At 62.7% G+C, this 22,635-nt stretch carries 21 protein-coding genes; 13 read left to right on the top strand and 8 right to left on the bottom strand.

All coding sequences use genetic code 11. The features are described 5' to 3' along the window. Window positions 1–9: 9 nt before the first annotated feature. The 6 genes from ACR0FC_RS11250 (at window position 10) to rarD (ending at window position 7,142) form a co-directional block, all read left to right on the top strand. Window positions 10–486, top strand: a complete 477-nt coding sequence (locus tag ACR0FC_RS11250; RefSeq protein ID WP_093964282.1) for a cupin domain-containing protein — start codon at window positions 10–12, stop codon at window positions 484–486. A 12-nt stretch (window positions 487–498) separates the two neighbouring features. Continuing rightward, complete coding sequence (locus ACR0FC_RS11245; RefSeq protein ID WP_170341339.1) at window positions 499–1,551, top strand: alcohol dehydrogenase family protein; 1,053 nt, start codon at window positions 499–501, stop codon at window positions 1,549–1,551. Window positions 1,552–1,563: 12 nt separating this feature from the next. Then, complete coding sequence (locus ACR0FC_RS11240) at window positions 1,564–2,457, top strand: homocysteine S-methyltransferase family protein (RefSeq protein WP_170341341.1); 894 nt, start codon at window positions 1,564–1,566, stop codon at window positions 2,455–2,457. Window positions 2,458–2,466: 9 nt separating this feature from the next. Beyond that, window positions 2,467–3,450: a GlxA family transcriptional regulator gene (locus ACR0FC_RS11235; protein WP_170341343.1), complete on the top strand. Its 984-nt coding sequence runs from the start codon at window positions 2,467–2,469 to the stop codon at window positions 3,448–3,450. A gap of 87 nt (window positions 3,451–3,537) precedes the next feature. Continuing rightward, complete coding sequence (locus tag ACR0FC_RS11230; protein WP_170341345.1) at window positions 3,538–5,991, top strand: GcvT family protein; 2,454 nt, start codon at window positions 3,538–3,540, stop codon at window positions 5,989–5,991. A gap of 245 nt (window positions 5,992–6,236) precedes the next feature. After that, complete coding sequence (rarD, locus tag ACR0FC_RS11225) at window positions 6,237–7,142, top strand: EamA family transporter RarD (RefSeq protein WP_170341347.1); 906 nt, start codon at window positions 6,237–6,239, stop codon at window positions 7,140–7,142. On the opposite strand, the gene ACR0FC_RS11220 is transcribed toward rarD, so the two are convergent. Further along, on the bottom strand, window positions 7,133–7,840 hold the full coding sequence (locus ACR0FC_RS11220; protein ID WP_367646356.1) for an SGNH/GDSL hydrolase family protein: 708 nt from the start codon (window positions 7,838–7,840) through the stop codon (window positions 7,133–7,135). The genes rarD and ACR0FC_RS11220 overlap by 10 nt on opposite strands. Before the next feature lie 7 nt (window positions 7,841–7,847). Beyond that, window positions 7,848–8,258, bottom strand: a complete 411-nt coding sequence (locus tag ACR0FC_RS11215) for a nuclear transport factor 2 family protein (protein ID WP_170341350.1) — start codon at window positions 8,256–8,258, stop codon at window positions 7,848–7,850. Between the two features lie 94 nt (window positions 8,259–8,352). On the opposite strand from ACR0FC_RS11215, the gene ACR0FC_RS11210 reads away from it, so the two are divergent. From ACR0FC_RS11210 to ACR0FC_RS11195, 4 genes are all read left to right on the top strand, one after another. Continuing rightward, window positions 8,353–9,000 carry an RluA family pseudouridine synthase gene (locus tag ACR0FC_RS11210; RefSeq protein ID WP_170341351.1) on the top strand — a complete coding sequence of 216 codons (648 nt, stop codon included), beginning with the start codon at window positions 8,353–8,355 and terminating at the stop codon, window positions 8,998–9,000. Between the two features lie 129 nt (window positions 9,001–9,129). Next, a complete protein-coding gene (locus ACR0FC_RS11205; protein ID WP_170341353.1) occupies window positions 9,130–9,801 on the top strand; it encodes a YiaD family glycine zipper/OmpA-like lipoprotein in 672 nt (223 codons plus the stop codon). A 136-nt stretch (window positions 9,802–9,937) separates the two neighbouring features. After that, entirely contained in the window at window positions 9,938–10,480 is a 543-nt protein-coding gene (locus ACR0FC_RS11200; protein ID WP_170341355.1) for an NADPH-dependent FMN reductase, read from the top strand. 38 nt (window positions 10,481–10,518) lie between these two features. Further along, on the top strand, window positions 10,519–11,331 hold the full coding sequence (locus ACR0FC_RS11195; RefSeq protein ID WP_170341357.1) for an HTD2 family dehydratase: 813 nt from the start codon (window positions 10,519–10,521) through the stop codon (window positions 11,329–11,331). Here the strand turns inward: ACR0FC_RS11195 and ACR0FC_RS11190 are convergent. Next, a complete protein-coding gene (locus tag ACR0FC_RS11190) occupies window positions 11,323–12,357 on the bottom strand; it encodes an NAD(P)/FAD-dependent oxidoreductase (RefSeq protein WP_170341359.1) in 1,035 nt (344 codons plus the stop codon). The genes ACR0FC_RS11195 and ACR0FC_RS11190 overlap by 9 nt on opposite strands. Window positions 12,358–12,412: 55 nt before the next feature. On the opposite strand from ACR0FC_RS11190, the gene mnmC2 reads away from it, so the two are divergent. After that, complete coding sequence (gene mnmC2 / locus ACR0FC_RS11185) at window positions 12,413–13,078, top strand: tRNA (5-methylaminomethyl-2-thiouridine)(34)-methyltransferase MnmC2 (RefSeq protein ID WP_170341361.1); 666 nt, start codon at window positions 12,413–12,415, stop codon at window positions 13,076–13,078. Continuing rightward, the gene (locus tag ACR0FC_RS11180; protein WP_093964295.1) at window positions 13,075–13,944 is read left to right on the top strand and encodes a DMT family transporter; all 870 of its coding nucleotides are present in this window, start codon (window positions 13,075–13,077) and stop codon (window positions 13,942–13,944) included. Before mnmC2 ends, ACR0FC_RS11180 begins: the two co-directional genes overlap by 4 nt. Here the strand turns inward: ACR0FC_RS11180 and ACR0FC_RS11175 are convergent. Then, the gene (locus ACR0FC_RS11175; protein WP_170341362.1) at window positions 13,918–15,891 is read right to left on the bottom strand and encodes a lytic transglycosylase domain-containing protein; all 1,974 of its coding nucleotides are present in this window, start codon (window positions 15,889–15,891) and stop codon (window positions 13,918–13,920) included. The two genes, ACR0FC_RS11180 and ACR0FC_RS11175, sit on opposite strands and share 27 nt — an antisense overlap. 133 nt (window positions 15,892–16,024) lie before the next feature. Here ACR0FC_RS11175 and dapA point away from each other — a divergent pair, with 133 nt between their 5' ends. Then, the gene (dapA, locus tag ACR0FC_RS11170; RefSeq protein ID WP_093964297.1) at window positions 16,025–16,897 is read left to right on the top strand and encodes a 4-hydroxy-tetrahydrodipicolinate synthase; all 873 of its coding nucleotides are present in this window, start codon (window positions 16,025–16,027) and stop codon (window positions 16,895–16,897) included. 74 nt (window positions 16,898–16,971) lie between these two features. On the opposite strand, the gene ACR0FC_RS11165 is transcribed toward dapA, so the two are convergent. The 4 genes from ACR0FC_RS11165 to pta all read right to left on the bottom strand — a co-directional run bounded on the left by ACR0FC_RS11165 (window position 16,972) and on the right by pta (window position 22,625). Beyond that, the gene (locus ACR0FC_RS11165; RefSeq protein WP_170341364.1) at window positions 16,972–17,844 is read right to left on the bottom strand and encodes a dimethyl sulfoxide reductase anchor subunit family protein; all 873 of its coding nucleotides are present in this window, start codon (window positions 17,842–17,844) and stop codon (window positions 16,972–16,974) included. Between the two features lies 1 nt (window position 17,845). Further along, entirely contained in the window at window positions 17,846–18,595 is a 750-nt protein-coding gene (locus ACR0FC_RS11160) for a 4Fe-4S dicluster domain-containing protein (protein ID WP_170341366.1), read from the bottom strand. 112 nt (window positions 18,596–18,707) lie between these two features. Beyond that, the gene (locus ACR0FC_RS11155; RefSeq protein ID WP_170341367.1) at window positions 18,708–21,527 is read right to left on the bottom strand and encodes a molybdopterin oxidoreductase family protein; all 2,820 of its coding nucleotides are present in this window, start codon (window positions 21,525–21,527) and stop codon (window positions 18,708–18,710) included. A 90-nt stretch (window positions 21,528–21,617) separates the two neighbouring features. Further along, window positions 21,618–22,625, bottom strand: coding sequence for a phosphate acetyltransferase (pta, locus tag ACR0FC_RS11150; protein ID WP_170341369.1), 1,008 nt, complete (start codon window positions 22,623–22,625; stop codon window positions 21,618–21,620). Window positions 22,626–22,635: the final 10 nt, after the last annotated feature.

Here is a 22,635-nt window from a genome sequence, read left to right as displayed (position 1 = left end):
GAGGCCCATATGCGCCCGCGATATTCCAAGCAGGGACCCGGTGAGGGTCCCAACTATGACTGGGAGAACGACCATACCTTCGTGAAGGTTTCCGGTCAGGACACGGGCGGGGCGTACACCCTGATGGAAGACAACTTGAAGGCCAGCTTCGCGCTTGGCCTTCATCGCCACGACAGCCACGCCGAGACTTTCTATTTCCTAGAGGGCGCCGTGGATTTCTACGTCGACGGAGATTGGCACCTGTGCACGCCGGGCACCACCATGCATGTTCCGCCGGGTGTGCCGCATGCGTGCCGCGTCGCTGACAACAAACCGGCACGGATGCTCATGATCTTTCAACCCTCCGGGTTTGACGGTTTCCTTGCGGAACTGGCAACCATGACCCAGGCAGATTTTGAGGACGAGGCCAAGATGGCTGATCTGAATGCCCGCTACGACATCGTGCCGATGGGGCCGGTTCCACCCCATCCCGACGACCAGACCTGAGAAGCCAGCGAAATGAATGCTCCAAAGACGATGTGCGGTGTCTTTCTGACGGGTCACGGTGGCCCCGAAGTTCTGGAATGGCGCGAGGATATTCCGGTTCCGGTACCCGGGCCCGGGCAGGTTTTGGTCCGCGTGGCTGCGGCGGGCGTCAACAACACCGACATCAACACGCGGATCGGATGGTATTCCTCGGACGTCACCGGCGCGACGGACGCGGTTGACCAAGAGGTCGAAGCCGGCGGGTGGGGCGGCGCGCTGTCCTTCCCCCGCATTCAAGGCGGAGATCTTTGCGGCATAGTCGAGCAGATCGGGCCGGGTGCCGGCTTCAAACCGGGGCAACGCGTGACCTGCCCGATCAACCTGCCGCGCCCGCGCCCGGGTAACCCGACAGGCTTCATCGCGCTGGGGTCCGAGATCGACGGGGCTTTTGCGCAATACTGCCTGCTCGAGGCGGATGACCTCTATGACGTGACCGCCTCACCGCTGTCGGATGTGGAAATCGCCGCCATCCCCTGTGCGTTTGGCACGGCCGAGAACCTGTTGACCCGCGCGGGCGTGACTGCCGGGCACAAGGTGCTGATCACCGGCGCCTCGGGCGGCGTCGGGCTGGCGGCCGTGCAATTGGCAGCCCTGCGGGGAGCAACCGTGTGGGGGGTGACCAGTGCGGCCAAGGCCGAAGTGGTGCGGGCGCAGGGTGCGGCTGGTACGTTCGAGCGCGACGCGCCGCTGCCGCAGGACAGCTTTGACGTGGTGATCGACGTGGTTGGCGGCCCGGCCTTTCCCGGCCTGATCCTGGCACTGAAGCCGGGCGGCCAATATGCCGTGTCCGGGGCCATCGCCGGCCCGATCGTGCAGGCTGATCTGCGCGAAATCTACCTGCGTGACATCACGATCCACGGCTGCACCCATCAGGCTTTCGAGGTCTTCGGCCGACTGGTCGAGTTGATGAACGCGGGTCGGATCAAGCCGTTGATTTCCAAGACGTACCCGCTGCGCGAGATCGTGCAGGCGCAGACGGACTTTCAATCAAAGACCCTGCCCGGAAAGCTGGTTCTCATACCGTAAGGAGGCACCGAGATGGCAGACATCACGCTGTTGGATGGTTCGATCGGTCAAGAGCTGGTCAAACGTCGTGGCGAACAGCCAACCGCCTTGTGGTCAACTCGCGTAATGATCGACGAACCTGGGTTGGTCGGAGACATCCATCGGGATTATTTTGACCGCGGGGCAACCGTTGCGACGACAAACACCTATGCCGTCCACCGCTCTCGCCTCGTACGAGCGGGGATCGAGGACCAGCTGGAGCAACTTATTGATGCGGCTCTGACACAGGCCGAACTGGCGCGCGATGGGCGGGCGGGGCGTATCGCCGGTGCGCTGGGCCCCTTGCTGGCCACCTATCGCCCCGATCTGAACCCCGATCCCGACGAGGCCGCGCAGAAATTCTCGGAACTGGTGCGATTGATGCAGAACCGGGTGGACCTGTTTCTGATCGAAACCGTCTCGTCCGTGACCGAGGCCGAAGGCGCGCTGCGTGGAACTGAAGGCTGTGGCAAGCCGGTCTGGCTGGCCCTGTCGGTCATGGACGAGGACGGTACGCGGCTGAGGTCGGGCGAACCGTTGGGCGCGATCGCGCCACTGGTCGAACGCTTCGATCCCCAGGCGGTTCTGATCAATTGCACCCGGCCCGAGGCGGTGCCCGCGGCGCTGGAGATCCTTGCGACACTTCAAAGACCTTACGGTGCCTACGCGAATGGTTTCACCCGGATTTCCGACGGCTTCCTGAAAGACGCTCCGACAGTCGACGCGCTGGAGGCGCGCCACGATCTGGGCCCGTCGGCCTATGCCGTACATGCGATGAGTTGGGTTGACCAAGGGGCCACGATCATCGGTGGATGCTGCGAAGTGGGCCCTGAGCACATCGAAGCTTTGGCCAACGCCCTGCGCTCGGCCGGGCACAGGATCGTGTGAGTGGCGGGTATGGCGGAGAAACCGGACCCTGGAAAACCCGAAGGCGTCAGGGCGCAGTGGCATTTTGACATCATCACCGCGCCGGGCTTCGTTCTGCTGGAACTGGCGTCGGTGGTGGATGTGCTGCGTCTTGCCAATCGGGTTTGCCCGCACCCGCCGTTCACTTATGCCTATCGGTCGCTCAAGGGAGGGACCATCGTCAGTAGCAGCGGCGCCAGCATTCCGACCCAGCCCGTTACGCGCCAACCGGACGCCGACTATCTGTTCGTGATCGGCAACACCGACCCTGACCAGCCCGAGCTGTCGCTGGGCCGGGTTGTGTCCGACTATACCTATCGCGGTGCCCAAGTCTTTTTGCTGGCCGAGGCCGCCAGCCGATACATCGACGAACACGGCACGCCCGATATGGCAACACATTGGGAAAACGCGTCGATCTTCCGCGAGCGGGGTGCCCGGTTCGAGGCCAAGCTTTCGATCGCGACCGAGCAGGGCCCGGTCGTGACCTGCGCGGGGATGGGGGCCACGGCCGATATTGCTTTGGCGGTGATCGGGCGTCACATCTCGGGGCCGGCCAAGATGACAGTGGCTGACATCATGCTGCACGAACACATCCGCGACTTTTCCTCGTTGCAGCCGTTTTCGGGCGCCAAGACGACAACGACCGGGGACGCCCGGCTGGATCAGTGCATCAAGTTGATGCAGGCCAATATCGAAGATCCGTTGCCCATCAATCAACTGGTCGAAGAGCTTGGAATGTCGAACCGCTCGCTGGAGCGCAAATTCAAGACATTCTTCGGCACCACGCCGAACGGGTTCTATCGGGAGATGCGGTTGGCCAAGGCCAACAACCTGCTTTTGAATACCACTATGAGCGTGCGCGAAATCGGCCTCGCCTGCGGCTTTCCCAACGGGTTCTCATCCGTTTACAAAAGTTTTTTCGGGATCACGCCATTCGCTCTGCGCCGCCAGAAACGCCAATCGGCGCTGCGGTGATTTTTGTGCCGCAGTTGACGTTTTTGCTGCATTTTTTGTCGCCTGTTCATGGCACTCTTATGCCGACTCGAGATTGGAGACTTCGGAATGGTTGATCTTCCCAGCAAGGCCCGCGTGGTGATCATCGGTGGCGGTGTGATCGGATGTTCGGTGGCCTATCACCTGACCAAGAAAGGCTGGAGCGACGTTGTTCTGCTGGAGCGCAAGCAGCTGACCAGCGGCACGACCTGGCACGCGGCTGGCCTGATCGCCCAACTGCGCGCCACCGCGAACATGACCAAACTGGCGAAATACAGCCAGGAACTCTATGGCGCGCTCGAGGAGGAAACCGGCGTCGCCACCGGCTTCAAACGCTGTGGCTCGATCACCGTGGCGCTGACGGATGAGCGCAAGGAAGAGATCTACCGCCAGGCCGCCATGGCCCGCGCCTTCGGGGTCGAGGTCGAGGAGATCTCGAACGAGCGGGTGGCCGAGCTTTATCCGCATCTGAATCTGGATGGGGTCAAGGGCGCCGTCTATCTGCCGCTGGACGGCCAGGGCGACCCGGCCAATATCGCGCTGGCGCTGGCCAAGGGTGCCCGTCAGCGCGGCGCCGTCGTCAAGGAACGGGTCAAGGTCACCGAGATCGCAAAGCAGGGCCGCAAAGTTACCGGCGTCGACTGGGTGGCGGATGATGGCAGCGCCTCGGGCCATATCGAGTGTGACATGGTGGTCAACTGCGCCGGCATGTGGGGGCATCAGGTGGGGCGCATGGCGGGCGTGAACGTTCCGCTGCATGCCTGCGAGCATTTCTACATCGTGACAGAGGGCATCGACGGCCTGACCCAGCTTCCGGTTCTGCGGGTGCCGGACGAATGCGCCTATTACAAGGAGGACGCCGGGAAAATCCTGCTGGGCGCCTTCGAGCCCAACGCCAAGCCCTGGGCGATGGACGGCATCCCCGACAGTTTCGAGTTCGACCAACTGCCCGAGGATTTCGACCATTTCGAACCGATCCTCGAGGCCGCCTGCAACCGCATGCCGATGCTGGCCGAGGCGGGCATCCATACCTTCTTCAACGGGCCGGAATCCTTCACGCCCGACGACGCCTATCACCTTGGCCTTGCGCCCGAGATGGACAATGTCTGGGTCGCCGCCGGGTTCAACTCGATCGGGATCCAGTCTGCGGGCGGCGCGGGAATGGCGCTGGCGGAATGGATGGACTCGGGTGAAAAACCCTTTGACCTGGGCGACGTGGACATCAGTCGGATGCAGCCATTCCAGGGCAACAAGCAGTATCTATTCGAGCGGTCCAAGGAAACGCTGGGCCTGCTCTATGCCGACCACTACCCCTATCGGCAAAAGGCCACGGCGCGCGGCGTGCGCCGGACGCCGTTCCACCACCACCTCAAAGAAAACGGGGCCGTCTTTGGCGAGCTGGCCGGCTGGGAGCGCGCGAACTGGTTTGCCAATGAGGGGCAGGAACGCGAATACCGCTACAGCTGGAAGCGCCAGAACTGGTTCGAGAACTCGGCCGCCGAACACCGCGCAGTGCGCGAGAACGTGGGCATGTATGACATGTCCTCGTTCGGAAAAATTCGGGTCGAAGGCCCCGATGCCCAGGCTTTCATGAACTATATCGGTGGCGGCGACTACGCGGTTCCCAACGGCAAAATCGTCTACACCCAATTCTTGAACCGGCATGGCGGGATCGAGGCAGACGTGACCGTGACCCGCCTTTCCGAGACCGCCTATCTGGTCGTGACCCCGGCGGCGACGCGACTGGCCGACCAGACGTGGATGATGCGTCATTCGGGCAATTTCAATGTGGTCATCACCGATGTCACGGCCGGCGAAGGCGTTCTGGCGGTGATGGGCCCCAACGCGCGGACCTTGCTTGAAAAAGTTTCGCCCAACGACTTCTCGAACACGGCAAACCCATTCGGCACCGCGCAGGAAATCGAGATCGGAATGGGCCTGGCACGCGTTCACCGCGTGACCTATGTGGGCGAACTTGGGTGGGAGGTCTACGTGTCGTCGGATATGGCCGGCCACGTTTTCGAAACGCTGCACGAGGCTGGGCAGGACATGGGCCTGAAGCTGTGCGGCATGCACATGATGGACAGCTGCCGGATCGAAAAGGGCTTCCGTCACTTCGGCCATGACATCACCTGCGAAGATCACGTTGTGGACGCCGGTCTCGGCTTTGCCGTCAAGGTGGACAAGGGATGTGATTTCATTGGCCGAGATGCGGTGATTGCCCGCAAGGACAGCGGCCCCCACAGCCGGCTGGTGCAATTCAAGCTGACTGACCCTGAACCGCTGCTGTTCCACAACGAACCGATTATCCGAGATGGCGAATATGTGGGTTACATCAGCTCAGGAAACTATGGCCACACTTTGGGTGGCGCGATCGGCATGGGTTATGTCCCCTGCAAGGGCGAAAGCGCGGCCGACGTGCTGTCCTCGACATACGAGATTGACGTCTGTGGAGTTAAGGTCCGCGCCGAGGCGTCGCTCAAACCCATGTACGATCCGAAATCCGAACGTGTGAAGGTCTGATGGCGGGTTGGGGGCGTTGCTCCTATGCAATTGCACAGCGCCGGATGGAGGTTCTTGACGAGGCCTCCATCTGGCCAAGACTTTACCGGAAAACCAAGCATAGCCGAACATGGTTCTGCCGGTCGCACACCGGACGATAGGGCCGCCGACCCATCACAATTCGTTATGAGCGTCTTCAAGCTTTTCTGAGTTTCAATGGCAAGGGACTTTGCCTAAAGACGGGGGGTATCAGCTGGAGACCATTCATGGCCGAGCGCCCGACCCAAGCCCAGAACACGGATTCGCCAAAAGGCCTTGCGCTGGCTGTTACGGCGTATGTCCTTTGGGGTTTTCTGCCGCTCTACATGAAGGCAATGGCGCATATCGGTCCCGTCGAAATCGTGGCGCATCGCATCATCTGGTCGGTGCCGGTGGCCGGGCTGTTGCTGGTCGCGCTGGGGCGAACCGGTGATCTGAAGGCGGCGCTGCGCGATCCGCGCATGTTGGGAATGGCATGCCTGACGGCGGCCCTGATTTCGGTGAACTGGGCTATCTATGTCTGGGCGATCGCCAGTGGCAACGCTCTGGACGCGGCGCTGGGGTATTATATCAACCCGCTGTTCAGCATAGCGCTGGGAGCGATCCTGCTACGCGAGTCCCTGACCCGAACACAGTTAATTGCCGTGGGGCTTGCCGCCTTGGGCGTTCTGGTTCTGGTGGTCGAGGCCGGCCGTCTGCCATGGGCGGCGCTGGGGTTGATGGTCAGCTGGGGATTTTATGCGTTCTTCAAGCGCTCGTTGCCCATCGGACCAAACCAGGGTTTCCTGCTTGAGGTTTTGATTTTGCTGGTTCCCGCGCTGGCTTATGTGACCTGGTTGGGCGTGCAGGGCACCGGGCATTTTGGAGGCGCCGCAACAGATACCATACTGTTGGCCGGGGCGGGTATCGTGACCGCCGTTCCGCTGCTGGTCTATGCCAACGGGGCCAAGCTGGTGCGACTTTCGACCATGGGCATCCTGCAGTACATCGCGCCGACCATGATATTCATCACGGCGATCACGCTGTTTGGTGAGCAGATCGACCGCGGGCGCATGATTGCCTTTCCGCTGATTTGGGCCGCACTGGTTGTCTATTCAGTGCCCATGATCCGTCAGGTGCGCGGTCAGACCTGATCGAGGATCATTCGCGCGGCCTGCTCGGCCCAAAGGCGATAGGCTTTGGGGCTTGGGTGATAGCCGTCCACAGCGGCCAGGGCCGGATCGTCGGGCAGGTGCAGCGCCAGATGCCGGGCCTTGGGGAAGCTCGCGATCACCTCTCTCAACCCCTCGTCAAGGCGCGCGGATTGCCGGCCCAGAACCCATGCCAAGGGCTGTGGCAAGGCCGGGAACCGATCCATCTGCGGGACGCCCGTCACGATCACAGTCCGCACGCCCAGATCAACGGTGAGCAAGCGCATCAACTCGGCCTGTTGCCGTTTGAACCGGCTGCAGGACACGGCTCGAGTGACGTCGTTGACGCCCAAGGCCGTAACAGCCGCGTCAAACTGGCCTTCGATCCCGCGCAGGTCTTCGATCGTGTCACCGGTCGTGTGGCCGGTCGTTGCAACAAGGCGCCACTCAACGCTGAACTGGCGGCTGAGCAGTTTCACCAACTGGCCCGACAGCGCCTGTTCCTGAGTTCCAGCCCCAACGCCCGCGGCAGAGCTGTCACCGGCGATCAGCAAGCGCAGCCTCGGCCCGCGGCCTTGCCGGCCCTCACGCGCACCGGAAGGTTCGGGCAGCCGCACGGCCCTCTGCCGAACCAGCAGAGCCTGTGCCGCCAACACCGGCAGCAGCGGAACTCTCAGAAGCTGATCGGCGGCAATGGACACGGGTGGCTCAGCTCAAAGCGTTCCGAAATTCCAGGAACCGGTGGTCTTTCATGACGCGCGCCATCATGGCCTCGCGCAGGGCGCCAACGGTCTTGTAGGGACGCATGGCGACTTCGAATGTCTGAATCAGCCCGTCATCGTTGAGCGTGATCAGGTCAACGCCAACAGCGTCCAGTTCACCCACCTTGCATTGAAACTCCAATGCCCAGTCTTTGCCATCGCCCATGATCCGGCGATAGCGAAACTCGGAAAAAACCTGTCCAACATGACCCAATACCGCCGCCACCGGGGCGCGGCCTGTCCAGGTGCTGTAGTAGGTCGGCGGAAGGAACTGCACGTCTTCGGCCAGTAATTCATGGATCAGGCTCTCGTCGCCCTTGGCGACCACTTCCTGCATTCGTTCGATCGTCGGGTGCATGTCATCTCCTCTGCCTGGCGCGAGAGTTGCCGAGAAGCCTTCTCATCGCAAGGACGACGTTGCGAGAGGCGGCACCCTGCGATAGGCAGCCCGCATGAGCGATACCTATGATCCCCCCAAAACGCCGCTGGACGTGCTGCACGAGGATGCGCAGGTGATCGTGGTGAACAAGCCGGCGGGCCTGCTGTCGGTGCCTGGCCGGGGAGAGCACCTGGCCGATTGTCTGCTGGCCCGTGTGCAGGCCGCATTCCCGCAGGCCTTGCTGGTCCACCGGTTGGACCGCGATACCTCAGGCGTCATGATCTTTGCCCAGACCCCGCACGCCCAACGATATCTGGGACAGCAATTCGAAAACCGGCAGACACGAAAAACCTACGTCGCCCGTGTGTGGGGCCGGGTGGAACCAAAGACCGGCACGGTAGACTTGCCGTTGATCGTGGATTGGCCCAACAGGCCGCGCCAGATGGTGTGCCACGAAACCGGAAAGCCGGCAGTCACGGATTGGCGGGTCGTCCGGTACGACGGGGACACCACCCGCGTTCGCCTATTTCCAAAAACCGGTCGCTCGCACCAGTTGCGGGTCCATATGCAAGCACTGGGCCATCCGATCCTGGGCGACCCGTTCTATGCCGAAGGACCGGCGCGCGATTTCCCCAGGCTGATGCTTCATTCCGAGGAATTGCGCGTCAAACATCCCGAGGATGGCATATCGATGAAATTTCGCGCTCTGCCGGATTTCTGAGCGCCTTGGGGGCGGCGGGTATTCGCCGATCTCACGTTTTTGTCGCTTGAGCCTGTTTGTGTCAGGCGTGCTATAATCACGTCAAACACGTAACCCGGAAAAACGGGTGCAGGAGCAGAAGGTGAACCCATGAAAATTTCCAGATTCTTGCTGCCGGTCGGGCTGAGCGCCGCATTTGTGCTGGGGGCCTGTACCGACCCCGGTACGTTGCGGGTTCAGGACGACCCGAACCAGAACGCCAAGCAGGGAGCGTTGCTGGGCGGTCTGATTGGCGCCGGTGTTGGCGCCATCGCCAATGACTCGAACCCTGGGCTGGGTGCCGTTGCCGGTGCGGCCATCGGTGCTGCCGGCGGCGGGTTGATCGGCAACCAGTTGGACCGGCAGGCAGCCGAACTGCGTCAGCAACTGGCCAATGACGGTATCACGATCGTCAACGCCGGAGACCGGCTGATCGTCACGGTTCCGAATGACATCACCTTTGATACCGACAGCGCCACGGTCCGGCCTGCGCTGAGAGCGGATCTGGTCCGCGTGGGGCAAAACCTGGTGAACTATCCCAACTCGAACGTACAGATCATCGGGCACACCGACAGCGATGGTGAAGCCGGCTACAATCAGATCCTGTCCGAACGCCGCGCCAACGCGGTGGCGGATGTTCTGCAGGCCAATGGCGTCAGCTATGCGCGTATCGCCACGATCGGCCGTGGTGAAAACCAACCGATCGCCTCGAACCTGACGCCCGAGGGCAAGGCGCAGAACCGCCGGGTCGAGATCGTGATCGTGCCAAGCGGCAACGCCTGAGCCGATCAACAGCCAACCGCCGGGGGCCGCGGCGAGCGGCCCCTTTCTTTTTGCACATTGACTGCGCGTCAGGCGGGCTATGGTTTGCGGTCGGGATGACTAAACTGCAGCCGAAACACATGACGGAGATATCCTGATGTCCGAACCGATCCTTCTGGGCCTGTCCGGCTCGTTGCGGCAGAACGCCACCAATCGACGCCTGATCCGCGAAGCGGCGCGCCTGTTCGGCGCGGGTACGTTTATCGAAGCTGATCTGAATCTGCCTCTCTATGATGGAGATGCTGAGGAGGCCGAGGGGGTTCCGGCCGAAGTTAAGATCCTGGCGGATCAGATCGCTGGTGCCCATGCGGTGGTCATTTCCACTCCGGAATACAACAAGGGGCCGTCAGGCGTTCTGAAGAACGCGCTGGACTGGGTCAGCCGGACCAAGGGCAATCCCTGGGCCGACAAACCGGTTGCGGTGATGTCAGCAGCGGCGGGCCGGGCCGGAGGCGAACGGGCGCAGATGATCCTGCGGTCTTTCATGGTGCCGTTTCAGCCGCGCATCCTGCAGGGCCCCGAAATTCATCTGGCCGACAGCTCGAACGAGTTCGACGATTCAGGTCGGTTGCGCAGCGACCGGTACGAACGGACGCTGGGCCAGTTGATGGAGAAGCTGCGGGCCGAAGCAGGGTTCTGAGCCTTGTCGGGCTGACCGAGCCTGCTTAGGGTGCGGCCATGACGGATCAAGTTTCCTCGGAAATTCAACATGACGTGATGGACCCTGCCCGGGCGGCGGCGTTTCAGGTGGCGTTGGGGCAGGCACCTTCGATCGGCATGGGCACGTCGCTGCCGCCGTTTTTTCACCAGCTGTATTTCTGGTCACCGCGCCCGCCCGAGGGCTTGGGGCGCGACGGCCACCCCGCGGTGGGCGGAGGGCTGGTCCCCGATCTCGGTCTTCCGCGTCGGATGTGGGCCGGTGGGCGACTGCGGTTCGCCGCTCCGCTGATCGCTGGCACACCAGCCGAACGCCGCTCAACCTTGAGCAATGTGAGCGCCAAGACCGGACGGACAGGACCTTTGGGGTTTGTGACCCTCAAGCACGAAATCTGGCAGGACGACACGCTGTGCCTGACCGAATGGCAGGACCTTGTCTATCGCGAGGATCCGTCGGCCGATGCACCAAAACCAGCGGCCCCGGTTGCCCGGACGGACGAAACAGACCTGCGCCAGGTCGCGTTCGACACCACGCTGCTGTTTCGGTACTCGGCGCTGACTTTCAATGGCCACCGCATCCACTATGACCTTGACTATGCCCGCGATGTCGAAGGCTATGCCGGACTGGTGGTCCATGGACCGCTTCTGGCGCAGCATCTGATGCTGCTCGCCACCGATCTCATGGGGTCGCTGGCCGAGTTTTCCTTTCGCGCGTCCTCTCCGCTGATGCATTTCGAGCCTGCCACGCTGTGCCGAAACGGGAACGATTTATGGGTCCGCGGTCCGGACGGGCGGCAGTGCATGCAGGCCGTGGCCCTTCCACGGTCACAGTGACGCCTCGGGGCGGAAGCCTTCGGGTATCGAATCCTTTCCGTCCAGCACCAGGTCTGCCATGACCGCGGCCACCTTGGGGGCCATGCCGAACCCGATTTTGAAGCCGCCATTGGCAATGAACTGACCCTTGTGCAGCGGGTGTGCGCCCAGCATCGGCGCTCGGCTCTTGCTGCGGGGGCGGACTCCGGCCCAACGCTCGATCACTTCTGCGCCGTGTAGAACAGGAACCGCCTGTAACGCGCGCTGGATCACATCATCGAGGGCAGCATCGGTGCCGGTCGGGTCGTCATAGTCCCGCTCGGATGTCGAGCCGATGGCCAGTGTCCCGTCGGCGTGGGGCACGAAATGGATCGAATCCGCGAACAGTTGCGGCACCTGGCCCGCGTCGAACCGCAGCAGTGCCGCCTGTCCCTTGACCCCGTTTCCGACCGCCTTGCCGAAAGCATCGGACAGCTCCAACAGGCCGGACACCCCGGTCGCATGAATGACTGCCCCGGTGTCCGGGGCGTCGGGCACGACCTCAACCCCCATCACGGCCAGCGCGGCGACCAGCGCAGCGCAGGCCCGGCATGGATGCATGCGTGCACTCAACGTATCGTGGATGACGAAACCCGTTGCGCTGGGCGGGCACCATGATCCGACCGAGCGCGCCTCGACCACGGTCCATTCAGCCCGGCCCTGCCACAGGTCGCGGGCCGAGGTCGCACGCTGATGTGCAAGGTCGAGGCTCTTTTGGTCGTTGATGGGCTGGATCCTCCCCAGACGCGCATAGCCGGGCGAAACGCCGCCGGTGGCTTCAACCTGCCGCCAGAACGGTTGGGCCATCAGCAGGCTTTCGAATTGGAATGCTTTCTTGTCGTTCCAGTTTTCCGGAACGTGCGGGGCAAGGGCACCCACCAGCCCGCCGCTGGACCCTGAACCAGCGCCGTAGGGATCGACGACCCGAACCTTGGCGCCACGTCGCGCACAGGTCCATGCGATGGACAGGCCAAATATACCAGCCCCGCAGATCGTCACATCGACCATTGCCAATCCCCTTTTCCTTGTTCAGTGTCGCGCCGCTTAGCTACAGGAATTCCCGATGGCAGACCAGCGCGCCAAATTGTCGTGGAGGGATGAGACAGTCCCTGTTTCTGATCGTTTCGACGACCCCTATTTCAGCCTTCAGAACGGACTGGAGGAGACCCGTCATGTCTTTTTGCAGGGCAACGATCTGCCCGCGCGCTTTGCCCCCGGCTTTCACATCGCCGAGCTGGGATTCGGAACCGGACTGAACATGCTGACCGCTTGGTCGGAATGGGAGAAGTCCGGACAATCGGGTCCGCTGACGTTCACCAGTTTCGAAGCCTTTCCAATGGCCCCTGCCGACATGAAACGCGCGCTTGCGGCCTTTCCCGAGCTGGCGCCTTGGGCCGACCGGTTCCTTGACCGATGGCAGGGTGGCGGCTGTGATTTGGACACGCTGCGTCTGACCGTGATCGAAGGTGATGCCCGCCAGACCCTGCCCCTTTGGGACGGGCTCGCCGATGCCTGGTTCCTGGATGGGTTCTCGCCCGCCAAGAACCCTGAGCTGTGGCAGCCGGAAATGATGCGGCAAGTGGCGGCCCATACCGCGCCCGAAGGGACGGCTGCCACCTATACTGCAGCCGGGTTCGTGCGGCGTGGGTTGCAGGATGCCGGGTTTTCGGTATCCCGCGCGCCGGGATACGGCCGCAAACGGCACATGACGCGGGCGACCAAGGCATGACCCAGACAAACAACGTGCGGGCGGGTATTGCGCTGATGATCGCGGCCACGATCGTGTTTGCGCTGCAGGACGGCATCTCGCGTCATCTGGCTGGCACGTACAACACCTACATGGTGGTCATGCTGCGATACTGGTTCTTTGCGGCCTTCGTGATTGCCTTGGCGGCACGTGCACCCGGCGGTCTGGCGGCCGCGGCCCGGACCAGGCAACCGGGCCTGCAGATCCTGCGCGGCCTGCTGCTTGCCGGCGAGATCTGCGTCGCCGTCTACGGCTTTACCATTCTCGGACTGATCGAGAGCCAGGCGGTGTTCATCTGTTATCCTCTTCTGGTCGCCGCGCTCAGCGGGCCGGTGCTGGGCGAGAAGGTCGGCTGGCGGCGCTGGTCGGCCATCGGGGTCGGATGCGTTGGCGTGCTGATCATTCTGCAGCCCGGCATGGGCGTCTTCAATCCGTGGGCAGTGATCCCCCTGATCTCGGCGCTGATGTTTGCGTTCTACGGTCTGCTGACCCGCTATGCCGCGCGTCAGGACAGCACCGCAACCAGCTTCTTCTGGACCGGGATCGTGGGAGCATTGGTCATGACCTGCATCGGCCTGTGGTTCTGGGAGCCGATGGTACCGCGGGATTGGTTCTGGATGGGGCTGCTGTGCATCACCGGTGTTCTGGGGCATTGGCTGCTGATCAAGTGCTACGAGATGGCCGAGGCCAGCGCCGTACAGCCCTTTGCCTATTTCCACCTGATGTGGAGCGCAATCCTGGGCATCACGATCTTTGACGAGACCCTGCGCCCCGCGGTGGTCGCGGGGGCGGGGCTGGTGGTGGCGGCGGGTCTGTTCACCCTATGGCGCGAACGCAGACAGGGTTGATCCGACCAACTCCTGCGAGAAGGGGATCGGCAGCGCGGGTTTGCCCAGCCTTGCGCGGTAGACGGGCAGGCTTTCGGTCACCCGCATCACATAGTTGCGGGTCTCGTTGAATGGGATCGTCTCGATCCAGTCGACGATATCCACTGCGCCCGTTCGCGGGTCGCCGTAGCGGTCCATCCATGATTTCGGGCGATTGGGGCCGGCATTGTAACCTGCGGCCATCATCACGACGTTGCCGTTGAATTCGTCAGCCAGCCCGGCCAGATAATTTGCCCCCAGTTTGGCGTTGTATCGCCAATCCGAGGTCAAACGTCCCGTCTGATGGCCGCTGAGAATGCCCAGTTCCTGCGCGACCAGCTTGGCGGTCGCAGGCATCACCTGCATCAGGCCGCGCGCGCCGGCACCGCTGATTACAACCGGGTCGAATTCGCTTTCCCGACGGGCGATGGCCAGGGTCATTTCCTTGGCCATGGGCAATCCGATATCCGCAACGGGATGGACCGGGTAATACGCCGCAGGCAATACCACGCCATTCGTCGCGGCCCGTTTGGCGATCATCACCGCCAAGTGCGGCTCCTTCAACTCGACCGCCAGATCACCCAGCTGGCCGGCCTGCACCGGATCCAGGCTTTCGACCAGGTGCGTCAGGAACCGTTCGCCCAATTCCGGCTCACCAGCTCGTATCAGCAGCAGCCCCGCCTCAAGCACACTGGACTTGGCGAACTCGGCCTGTTTCCAATGGGGCGCCCGGCGCGGGTTGGCCAAGTCGCTGTCAAATGGCCGTCCGATCTGTTCTGCAGCTAACAGGCCATAGAACGAGGTCTGGTAGTCGGCGCCGATTGCATAAGCCTCATAGGCTTTCTCGGCGTTTCCGGTGGCAGCGTAGGCCCGGCCCAGCCAATACCCGCCCCGACCCATCGAGATCGGAGACTTCACGGCCCCCAGGAAGTTCTGGAAATGCCGAACCGCTGTGGCCGGGTCGTTCAGCTTGCGCAACGCCAGGAAACCCGACAGCCACTCAAGGTCGGCATAACCATACCCCATCTCGGGTGTCATGTGGTGATTGGCGGCGATGGCATAGGCCCGGTTCGCATCACCCTGACGCATTTCCAGCCGAGCCAGCCTGCGCCGCCCTTCGGCCCACTTGTCGGGTTCGCCCAGCGCCTGTGGGCTGGTCGAGCGCGCCAGCATCAGGTCAATGGCGCTGTCGTCCAGCTCTTTGCGGTCCCGCCATACGAACCGGTCAAAGGCCAGCCCCGGATCATCGGCAAGCGCCTTCGGAACGGCGGCAACCTTGCCATCCACGCCGGGTTGGCGCTTTTGCAGGGCGATCCGCGCTTCGGCCAGTTTGCGGTAGTCTTCGCTGACCAGTGGCAGCATCTGGGTCGAGCTGATCAGATGGCCATCCCACAGCATCCGGTCCAGACGAGCCTCGTGATGCGGTTTCAGCAATGACCCGAAGTTCTGAACGTAGTCCTGCTGCAGGCCCGAACCCATCGGCATCGTCCGCCAGGCAGTGACGATATCCGCCTCGGCCTCACCGGTCCGGCCTTTGGCCTTCAGTGCCACGGCATAGTTCAGAGCTCCTTCGGCGGTCTGTGGCGGGTTGTCCTTGTAGAACTTCAGCACCCGGTCCGGGTCCGCGCCGGTAAAGGACGGCTCGCTTTTGCGGCGCAGCCAGGCAAGGCCCGGCCAATCGGGCCGCCGGTCCAGAAAGACCAGAACATCGCCCGAACTGCCAAACCCTTGGCGCAGCCAGTGCCACACGATGATGTCGCGCGCGACCGAGCCGCGGGTGCCGGCCACGCGCAAGGCGGCGTTCCAGTCGCCTTTGCGCATTTCGGACATTGCGGCCCGAAGATCGGATACCGCATCGGCCCGCACGCCCTGAGTTTGAAGCGTCAAAGCTAGAATCATCGTCGCGATCAGCGACAGAATCCGTGTCATCCCTTGCATTTCCCGACCAACCGAGGATACAGCCATTCAGGATAAACCTTGCGCCGCCGGGATCAACTCAAGAAACCTAAATTCGTGTCGGCCCGCGGCGCGCATCACACGATTGAACCTCAAGGAGCGTTCCATGTTCAAAGGCTCGATGCCAGCTCTCGTCACCCCGTTCCGCAACGGCGAGTTGGACTTGGATACGCTCAAACAATTGGTGGAATGGCAAATTGCCGAAGGGTCGACCGGTCTGGTGCCCGTCGGCACGACCGGCGAGAGCCCGACGCTGAGCCACGAGGAACACGAAACCGTAGTGGCCGAGGTGGTCAAGGCCGCCGCGGGGCGCGTGCCGGTCATCGCCGGGGCCGGGTCAAACAACACGGTCGAAGCCATCCGGTTCGTGCGATTCGCACAGAAAGTGGGTGCGGATGCGGCCCTGGTCGTCACGCCCTACTACAACAAGCCGACTCAGAAAGGTCTGTTGTCGCATTTTCGGGCGCTGCATGACTGTGCGGATATTCCGATCATCATCTACAACATCCCGGGCCGCTCGGTCATCGACATGAACCCGGACACCATGGGTGCGCTGGCGCAACTGCCTCGAATCATCGGTGTCAAGGACGCCACGGGCGATCTTGCCCGCGTCAGCCAGCAGCGCGCTTCCTGCGGCAAAGACTTCTGCCAGCTTTCGGGTGAGGACGCGACAGCCCTGGGTTTCAACGCCCATGGTGGCGTCGGCTGTATCTCGGTCACCGCAAACGTGGCCCCGAAGCTGTGTGCCGAGTTCCAGCAGGCGACCCTGTCCGGCGACTATGCGACGGCGCTGGAGTATCAGGATCGGTTGATGCCGCTGCACGAAGCCATATTCATCGAACCGGGCCTGGTGGGTGCGAAATACGCGCTCAGCAAACTGGGACGCTGCACCGAAGAAGTGCGGTCGCCGCTGACGACGCTGGAAAACAGCACAAAGGCCGCGATTGATGCCGCGATGGAGCATGCAGGCCTGATCTGATCAGGCGCGTTCCGAAAGAAAAAGGGCGGTGTCCGGGAGAACCGGCACCGCCCTTTTCTTGTTTGCAGGGTGACTTAGCGCTTGCCGTAGTACAGCCCGACCACATGTTCAGCCTGGGCAAAGAACAGCCAGCGCGAAGTTGCGATACCCGCCATATGAGACAGCACCGCCAGCGCTCCGACCAGGTGGTTGAACGGTAGGATCAACAGACCGACGGGAACCACGAAGGCCAAGGCAAAGGAAATGGCCCGCAGCTTGTCTGCGTGTTTGCGTCCGACAAGGTGAACAAATTCGCGCAGCAGATAGTTGGTTCCTGTATGCGGCGGTTCAAACGCGCGGACAGAACCCCGGTCGCCAAGGCCAGTTGCCGTACCAAGGTTGGTTCCCGAGTTGGCCAAGGCCTGATCGCCCGAACGCCAGTACAGGATCTGAACCAGCGCGGCGATCAACAGCAGCGGGATCGCAAACGCGGTCTGCCCCGCCAAAAGCGCGCCGCCAGCCACGCTGAAGCTCAGAAACATCACGGGCGTCAGTGTCAGATTCCACCGCGGGATCGTCTTGAGTTGCGTGTAGATCATCGAGGTGGTGAAAACGGTCGCCAATGAGAGCAGCGAACCGATCAGACCCAGACCGGACCAGCGTTGGTTCAGAAAGATCACACCGATCGCGTAGAGCCCCATGACCAACAGGGCCAGAACTGCGCACCAGCCCTCGCGGCTGAGCCAGCTTGTCTTCCATTGGGTGAACGCCTTGAGGGCGCGCTCGGGGTGGCCGAGGTGAAAGGTCGAGGCCATGAGCCCACCCACGGACAGCGCATAGGCGATGGCGAAGAACACGAAGGCCACCCAGCCCGAGACATTCGGAAAGCCGAGGCCCAGGAAAAACAGCAGGCCGAAGCCCAGCCCCGACAGGGTGGTGAACAGGATGACGGAAGGTGCGGGATGCATGTCAGAGCTTCTCCAATGCCTTGTCCAGCCAGCCAAGGAAGCCCTTCGGCTCGTCGGCGACCGGCGCCAGCAGGGGCGCCAGGATGTCGATCTGCTCTTCGACCGTATCCTTGGGGCGGGGTGGCAGGTATTTGTTGACCGGTTTGGTGCCCATTTCGGGCATCAGATCCATTCCGCCGCGCTCGGCCACCAGTTGGCTGACCTCGCTGTCGGGGTCGCCCAGGTCACCGAAATGGCGGGCACCCGCGGGGCAGGTCCGCACGCAAGTGGGAACGCGATCTTCCTCGGGCAGGTTGTCGTTGTAGATGCGATCGACGCACAGGGTGCATTTCTTCATGACGCCCTCTGCGGCGTCCAGTTCGCGCGCGCCATAGGGGCAGGCCCAGGCGCACAGGCCGCAGCCGATGCAGTCGCTTTCGTTGACCAGCACGATCCCGTCCTCGACCCGCTTGTAACTGGCGCCGGTGGGGCAGACGGTGACGCAGGGGGCATCCTCGCAATGCAGGCAGGATTTGGGGAAATGGATCAGCTGGGCGGCACCTTCGGCCGGCTGCACCTCGTAGGAGTGCACCCGGTTCAGGAATGTGCCCGAGGGGTCGGCGCCATAGGCGTCCTGATCGGACAGGGGCGCGCCGTAGTTCTCGGTGTTCCAGCCCTTGCAGGAGATCACGCAGGCGTGGCAGCCGACGCAGGTATCCAGGTCAATGACCAGGCCCATTTTTCGCTCGGTGGATTGGGGAAGTTGGGTCATGGCGTCTGCTCTTTGTCGAGGGCCGGGGCCGACAGGGGGCCAGCCCCCTCCTGAGCCGCTCGGCTCAATTCATCCCCGGAGTATTGCGGGCCAAATGGAGTGTGGCGCTGGGTCATTTGCCGATCTTCCATGCAAGATCCTTGGGGCCGGTGCCGACCGGAGACTTGATTGGCGGGAATTCCGGTTGGCTTTGGGCGTCTGCCGGTGCTTCGGCTTTTTCGATCTTGACCTTGAGGTCAAACCACGCGGCCTGTCCCGTGATCGGGTCGGAATTGGCCCAGCGCAGACCGTCGCCCTTGGGCGGCAGCAATTCGTGGATCAGGTGGTTGAGCAGGAATCCTTTAGTTGCCTCGGGCGCGTCGGGCTGCAACGCCCATGCCCCTTTGCGTTTGCCGATGGCGTTCCATGTCCAGACGGTGTTGTCGTTCAACGCCGCCATTTCCATCACCGGCACAGTGATTTCTCCGTGCGGAGAACTGACTTTGGCCCAATCCCCGTCCTTCAGTCCGTGTTCGCGCATCAGCTTGGTGGGAACATAAAGCGGGTTGCGCCCGTGCAGTTGCCGCAACCAGGCATTCTGGGTGCCCCAGCTGTGATACATCGCCATGGGGCGCTGGGTCAGGGCGTTGACGGTAAAGCCCTCGTTTCCGGTCTGGTCGGTTTCGTACCAGATCGGAAGCGGGTCCATGGTTTCCCTGATACGGCCGCGCAGGTGTTCGGGTGGCTGGCGGTCACCATAGCCTTCGGCGGCCAGCTGGAACTTGCGCATCGGCTCGGAATAGAGCTGGAACAGGTAGGGTTGCGGGCTGTCATACAGGCCCATTCCCACTGCCCAGTCCTGATAGGCGGCGTTCCAGGGTTTGTAGAACAGGGCCTCGTCCGGGATGTGTTCCAGGTAGAAGCCGCCATTCTCGATGTAGCGCTCCAGTTGGTTCGGGTTCACGTCGCCCCGACCCACCTGCGAGCCATCTGCGCCGCGGAACCCAGCCAGCGGGCCGATCCCGGGCTTACGCTGGTGGTTGACCATGTAGTCGGCGTAGTCCGTATACTTGGCCGAGCCGTCCTCATCCGTGAAACCCGGCAGACCCAGCTTGTTGGCCAGTTGGATCAGCACCGTCTGAAATCCGCGCACGTCGCGATCGGGTTCGATCACCGGCCAGCGGATCGCATCTGCGGCTCCGTCGGCCTCGCAGATCGGGCGGTCGAGGAGCGAGATGCAGTCATGGCGCTCCAGATAGGTCGTGTCGGGCAGGATCAGGTCGGCATAGGCCACCATTTCCGAGGAATAGGCGTCGGAATAGATGATCCGCGGGATCACGTAGTCGCCGTTGTCATCCTTATCCGTCAGCATCTCGATCACGCCCTTGGTGTTCATGGTCGAGTTCCAGGACATGTTGGCCATGTACATGAACAGCGTGTCGATCTTGTAGGGATCGCCCGCGTGAGCGTTCGAGATCACCATGTGCATCAGCCCGTGGCTGGACATCGGGTTTTCCCAGGTAAAGGCCTTGTCGATGCGCGCCGGGCTGCCATCGGCCTTCAGGGCCAGATCTTCGGGGCCGCGCACGAAACCCAGATGCGGGCCGTCCAGGGGAGAGTTTGGCGTGACCTTGCAATGGGGGGTCGGGTGTGCTTCGACCGGCTTCGGATAGGGCGGCTTGAAGCGGAACCCACCCGGGACTTCGACCGTGCCAAGCAGGATCTGCAGCACGTGCAGCGCACGGCAGGTCTGAAACCCGTTGGCATGGGCCGAAACGCCGCGCATGGCATGCATGGCCACCGGCCGGCCGATCATCTTGCTATGCTTTTCGCCCCGGAAGTCAGTCCATTCCTGGTCCAGCTCGAAGGCCTCGTCAAAAGCGACGCGCGCCAGCTCACCGGCGATGGCGCGGATCCGGCTGGCGGGTACGCCGCATTCCTCGGCCACCGCTTCGGGGGCGTATTCGTCGCTGAGGTATTTTTCCGCCATCAGGTGGAAGACCGGCCTGTGGGTGATGCCGTCCATTTCATAGGTGGCGGTCAGGTCGGGCCGGACGCCCGGTTTGTCAAAGGCCGTCGGTTGCCCGGTGACCCGGTCAATCACCAGCGGCTTGCCATCCGCGTCCCGCAGAAACAGGCCGTTCTCGGGGCCTTCGGCGGCGTTGATGAGCACCGGCGCATTCGTGTAGCGGCTCAGGTAATCCAGGTCGATCTTGCCGGCCTTCATCAACACATGGATCAGCGACAGGATGAACAGACCGTCGGTGCCGGGCGTGATGCCGACCCAGTCATCGGCCACTGCGTTGTAGCCGGTGCGGATCGGGTTCACCCCGATCACGCGGGCACCGCGCGCCTTGATCTTACCAATGCCCATCTTGATCGGGTTGCTGTCATGGTCCTCGGCCACGCCGAACAGCATGAACAGCTTGGTGCGGTCCCAATCGGGCTGGCCGAATTCCCAGAACGCGCCGCCCATCGTGTAGATGCCGCCGGCCGCCATGTTGACCGAGCAGAAACCGCCATGGGCCGCATAGTTGCAGGTGCCGAAATTCTGGGCCCAGAAGCTGGTGAAGGACTGCGACTGGTCGCGGCCGGTGAAAAAGGCCAGTTTCTCGGGGTTGTCCTCGCGCAGCGGCTTGAGCCAGCCGACCGCGATGTCCAACGCTTCGTCCCAGCTGATTTCCTCGAACTCACCCGACCCGCGCGGACCCACCCGCTTGAGCGGAGCGCGCAGGCGTGACGGGGCGTTGACCTGCATGATGCCCGCGCTGCCTTTGGCGCACAGAACCCCCTTGTTCACCGGGTGGTCACGGTTGCCCTCGATATATGCGACCTTGCCATCTTTCATGTGGACGTTGATCCCGCACCGGCAGGCACACATGTAGCAGGTTGTCTTGCGAACCTCGTCCGAGACCTTGGGGGACGTGTCGAGGATTGGCTGCTGATGGGTCATTTGCGGATCCAGTCGTTTGCGTCGGGACGAACTTGTCACTTTCAGCTCGGATTTAGAATACTGTTCTGACGATGGCGTCAGATTTGATGGTCATGTTCCCAATGCCTGCAGCACGGTCACGGCGATCATCTGGTCGACATCCTCTGCGCTGCAGCCCCGGGACAGATCATTCGCCGGTCGGGCCAGACCCTGCAGCACCGGACCGATCGCCATGTATCCACCGATCCTCTGGGTGATTTTGTAGCTGATGTTTCCCGCGTCCAGATTGGGAAAGATCATGACGTTGGCCTTGCCGGCCACAGTCGATCCCGGAGCCTTTTTCTGGCCGACGGGGGGGTGGAAAGCCGCGTCGAATTGCAGCTCGCCGTCGACATGCAGCTCGGGATGCTGTTCGCGCAAAAGGCGCGTTGCCTCGGTAACCTTGTCGACACCGGGATGTCTTGCGCTGCCTTTGGTTGAAAAGCTCAGCATCGCCAGCGACGGCTGTTCCCGCAGGATGGCCCGGGCCGACTGGGCCGAGGCCGCCGCGATATGGGCCAGTTCCGATGCGGTCGGATCAATCACGAGCCCGCAATCGGAAAACAGCATCGCGCGCGCATCAGGTCCGCCCGGATCCGGCGGGTACATCAGGAAAAACGAGGACACCAATCCGGCATCCGGGGCCAGGCCGATCACCTGAATCGCCGTGCGAACCACCTCACCGGTCGTGTGGACAGCGCCACCGACCGTTCCCGTGGCACGGCCCGTCCGGACCAGCATGGCCGCGTAGACCAAGGGCGTTTCGGCGGCGGACCGGGCCGACACCGCATCCACGCCCTTGTGCCGGCGCAGATCGTGGTAGATGGCCGCGAACTCCTCGGTCAGCGGCGACTCGGTCGGGTCATGGATGGAAAGGTCATCGCCCGATGCGGCGCCCTGCGCCAGCAACTCGGTTTCGATCTCTGCCCGCGGACCGACAAGGATGATGTCGGACAGCCCTGCGGACCGGGCGGCAAGCGCCCCCGCAACGATGCGGGGATCACTGCCTTCGCTCAGTGCAACGACTGGCCGGATTGCCGGAGCTTGCTGACGCAACAACTCAATGGGTGTCAGGGTCATCCGCTCCAGC

The organism is Ruegeria sp. BB9, from assembly GCF_056539345.1.
The sequence above is the reverse complement of the archived record's forward strand: the minus strand, read 5'-3'. Positions and strand labels throughout refer to the sequence as shown.

Coding starts and splice junctions, on each gene's coding strand:
- ACR0FC_RS11215 (WP_170341350.1), bottom strand. CDS start 8,258: ATGCACCCGACGATCGAACGAATGCAGGAAGTGGTCGCCAAGGGCGAC.
- dapA (WP_093964297.1), top strand. CDS start 16,025: ATGTTCAAAGGCTCGATGCCAGCTCTCGTCACCCCGTTCCGCAACGGC.
- ACR0FC_RS11190 (WP_170341359.1), bottom strand. CDS start 12,357: ATGGTCGATGTGACGATCTGCGGGGCTGGTATATTTGGCCTGTCCATC.
- ACR0FC_RS11250 (WP_093964282.1), top strand. CDS start 10: ATGCGCCCGCGATATTCCAAGCAGGGACCCGGTGAGGGTCCCAACTAT.
- ACR0FC_RS11230 (WP_170341345.1), top strand. CDS start 3,538: ATGGTTGATCTTCCCAGCAAGGCCCGCGTGGTGATCATCGGTGGCGGT.
- mnmC2 (WP_170341361.1), top strand. CDS start 12,413: ATGGCAGACCAGCGCGCCAAATTGTCGTGGAGGGATGAGACAGTCCCT.
- ACR0FC_RS11245 (WP_170341339.1), top strand. CDS start 499: ATGAATGCTCCAAAGACGATGTGCGGTGTCTTTCTGACGGGTCACGGT.
- ACR0FC_RS11160 (WP_170341366.1), bottom strand. CDS start 18,595: ATGACCCAACTTCCCCAATCCACCGAGCGAAAAATGGGCCTGGTCATT.
- ACR0FC_RS11210 (WP_170341351.1), top strand. CDS start 8,353: ATGAGCGATACCTATGATCCCCCCAAAACGCCGCTGGACGTGCTGCAC.
- ACR0FC_RS11200 (WP_170341355.1), top strand. CDS start 9,938: ATGTCCGAACCGATCCTTCTGGGCCTGTCCGGCTCGTTGCGGCAGAAC.
- ACR0FC_RS11205 (WP_170341353.1), top strand. CDS start 9,130: ATGAAAATTTCCAGATTCTTGCTGCCGGTCGGGCTGAGCGCCGCATTT.
- pta (WP_170341369.1), bottom strand. CDS start 22,625: ATGACCCTGACACCCATTGAGTTGTTGCGTCAGCAAGCTCCGGCAATC.
- ACR0FC_RS11165 (WP_170341364.1), bottom strand. CDS start 17,844: ATGCATCCCGCACCTTCCGTCATCCTGTTCACCACCCTGTCGGGGCTG.
- ACR0FC_RS11235 (WP_170341343.1), top strand. CDS start 2,467: ATGGCGGAGAAACCGGACCCTGGAAAACCCGAAGGCGTCAGGGCGCAG.
- ACR0FC_RS11195 (WP_170341357.1), top strand. CDS start 10,519: ATGACGGATCAAGTTTCCTCGGAAATTCAACATGACGTGATGGACCCT.
- ACR0FC_RS11180 (WP_093964295.1), top strand. CDS start 13,075: ATGACCCAGACAAACAACGTGCGGGCGGGTATTGCGCTGATGATCGCG.
- rarD (WP_170341347.1), top strand. CDS start 6,237: ATGGCCGAGCGCCCGACCCAAGCCCAGAACACGGATTCGCCAAAAGGC.
- ACR0FC_RS11155 (WP_170341367.1), bottom strand. CDS start 21,527: ATGACCCATCAGCAGCCAATCCTCGACACGTCCCCCAAGGTCTCGGAC.
- ACR0FC_RS11240 (WP_170341341.1), top strand. CDS start 1,564: ATGGCAGACATCACGCTGTTGGATGGTTCGATCGGTCAAGAGCTGGTC.
- ACR0FC_RS11175 (WP_170341362.1), bottom strand. CDS start 15,891: ATGACACGGATTCTGTCGCTGATCGCGACGATGATTCTAGCTTTGACG.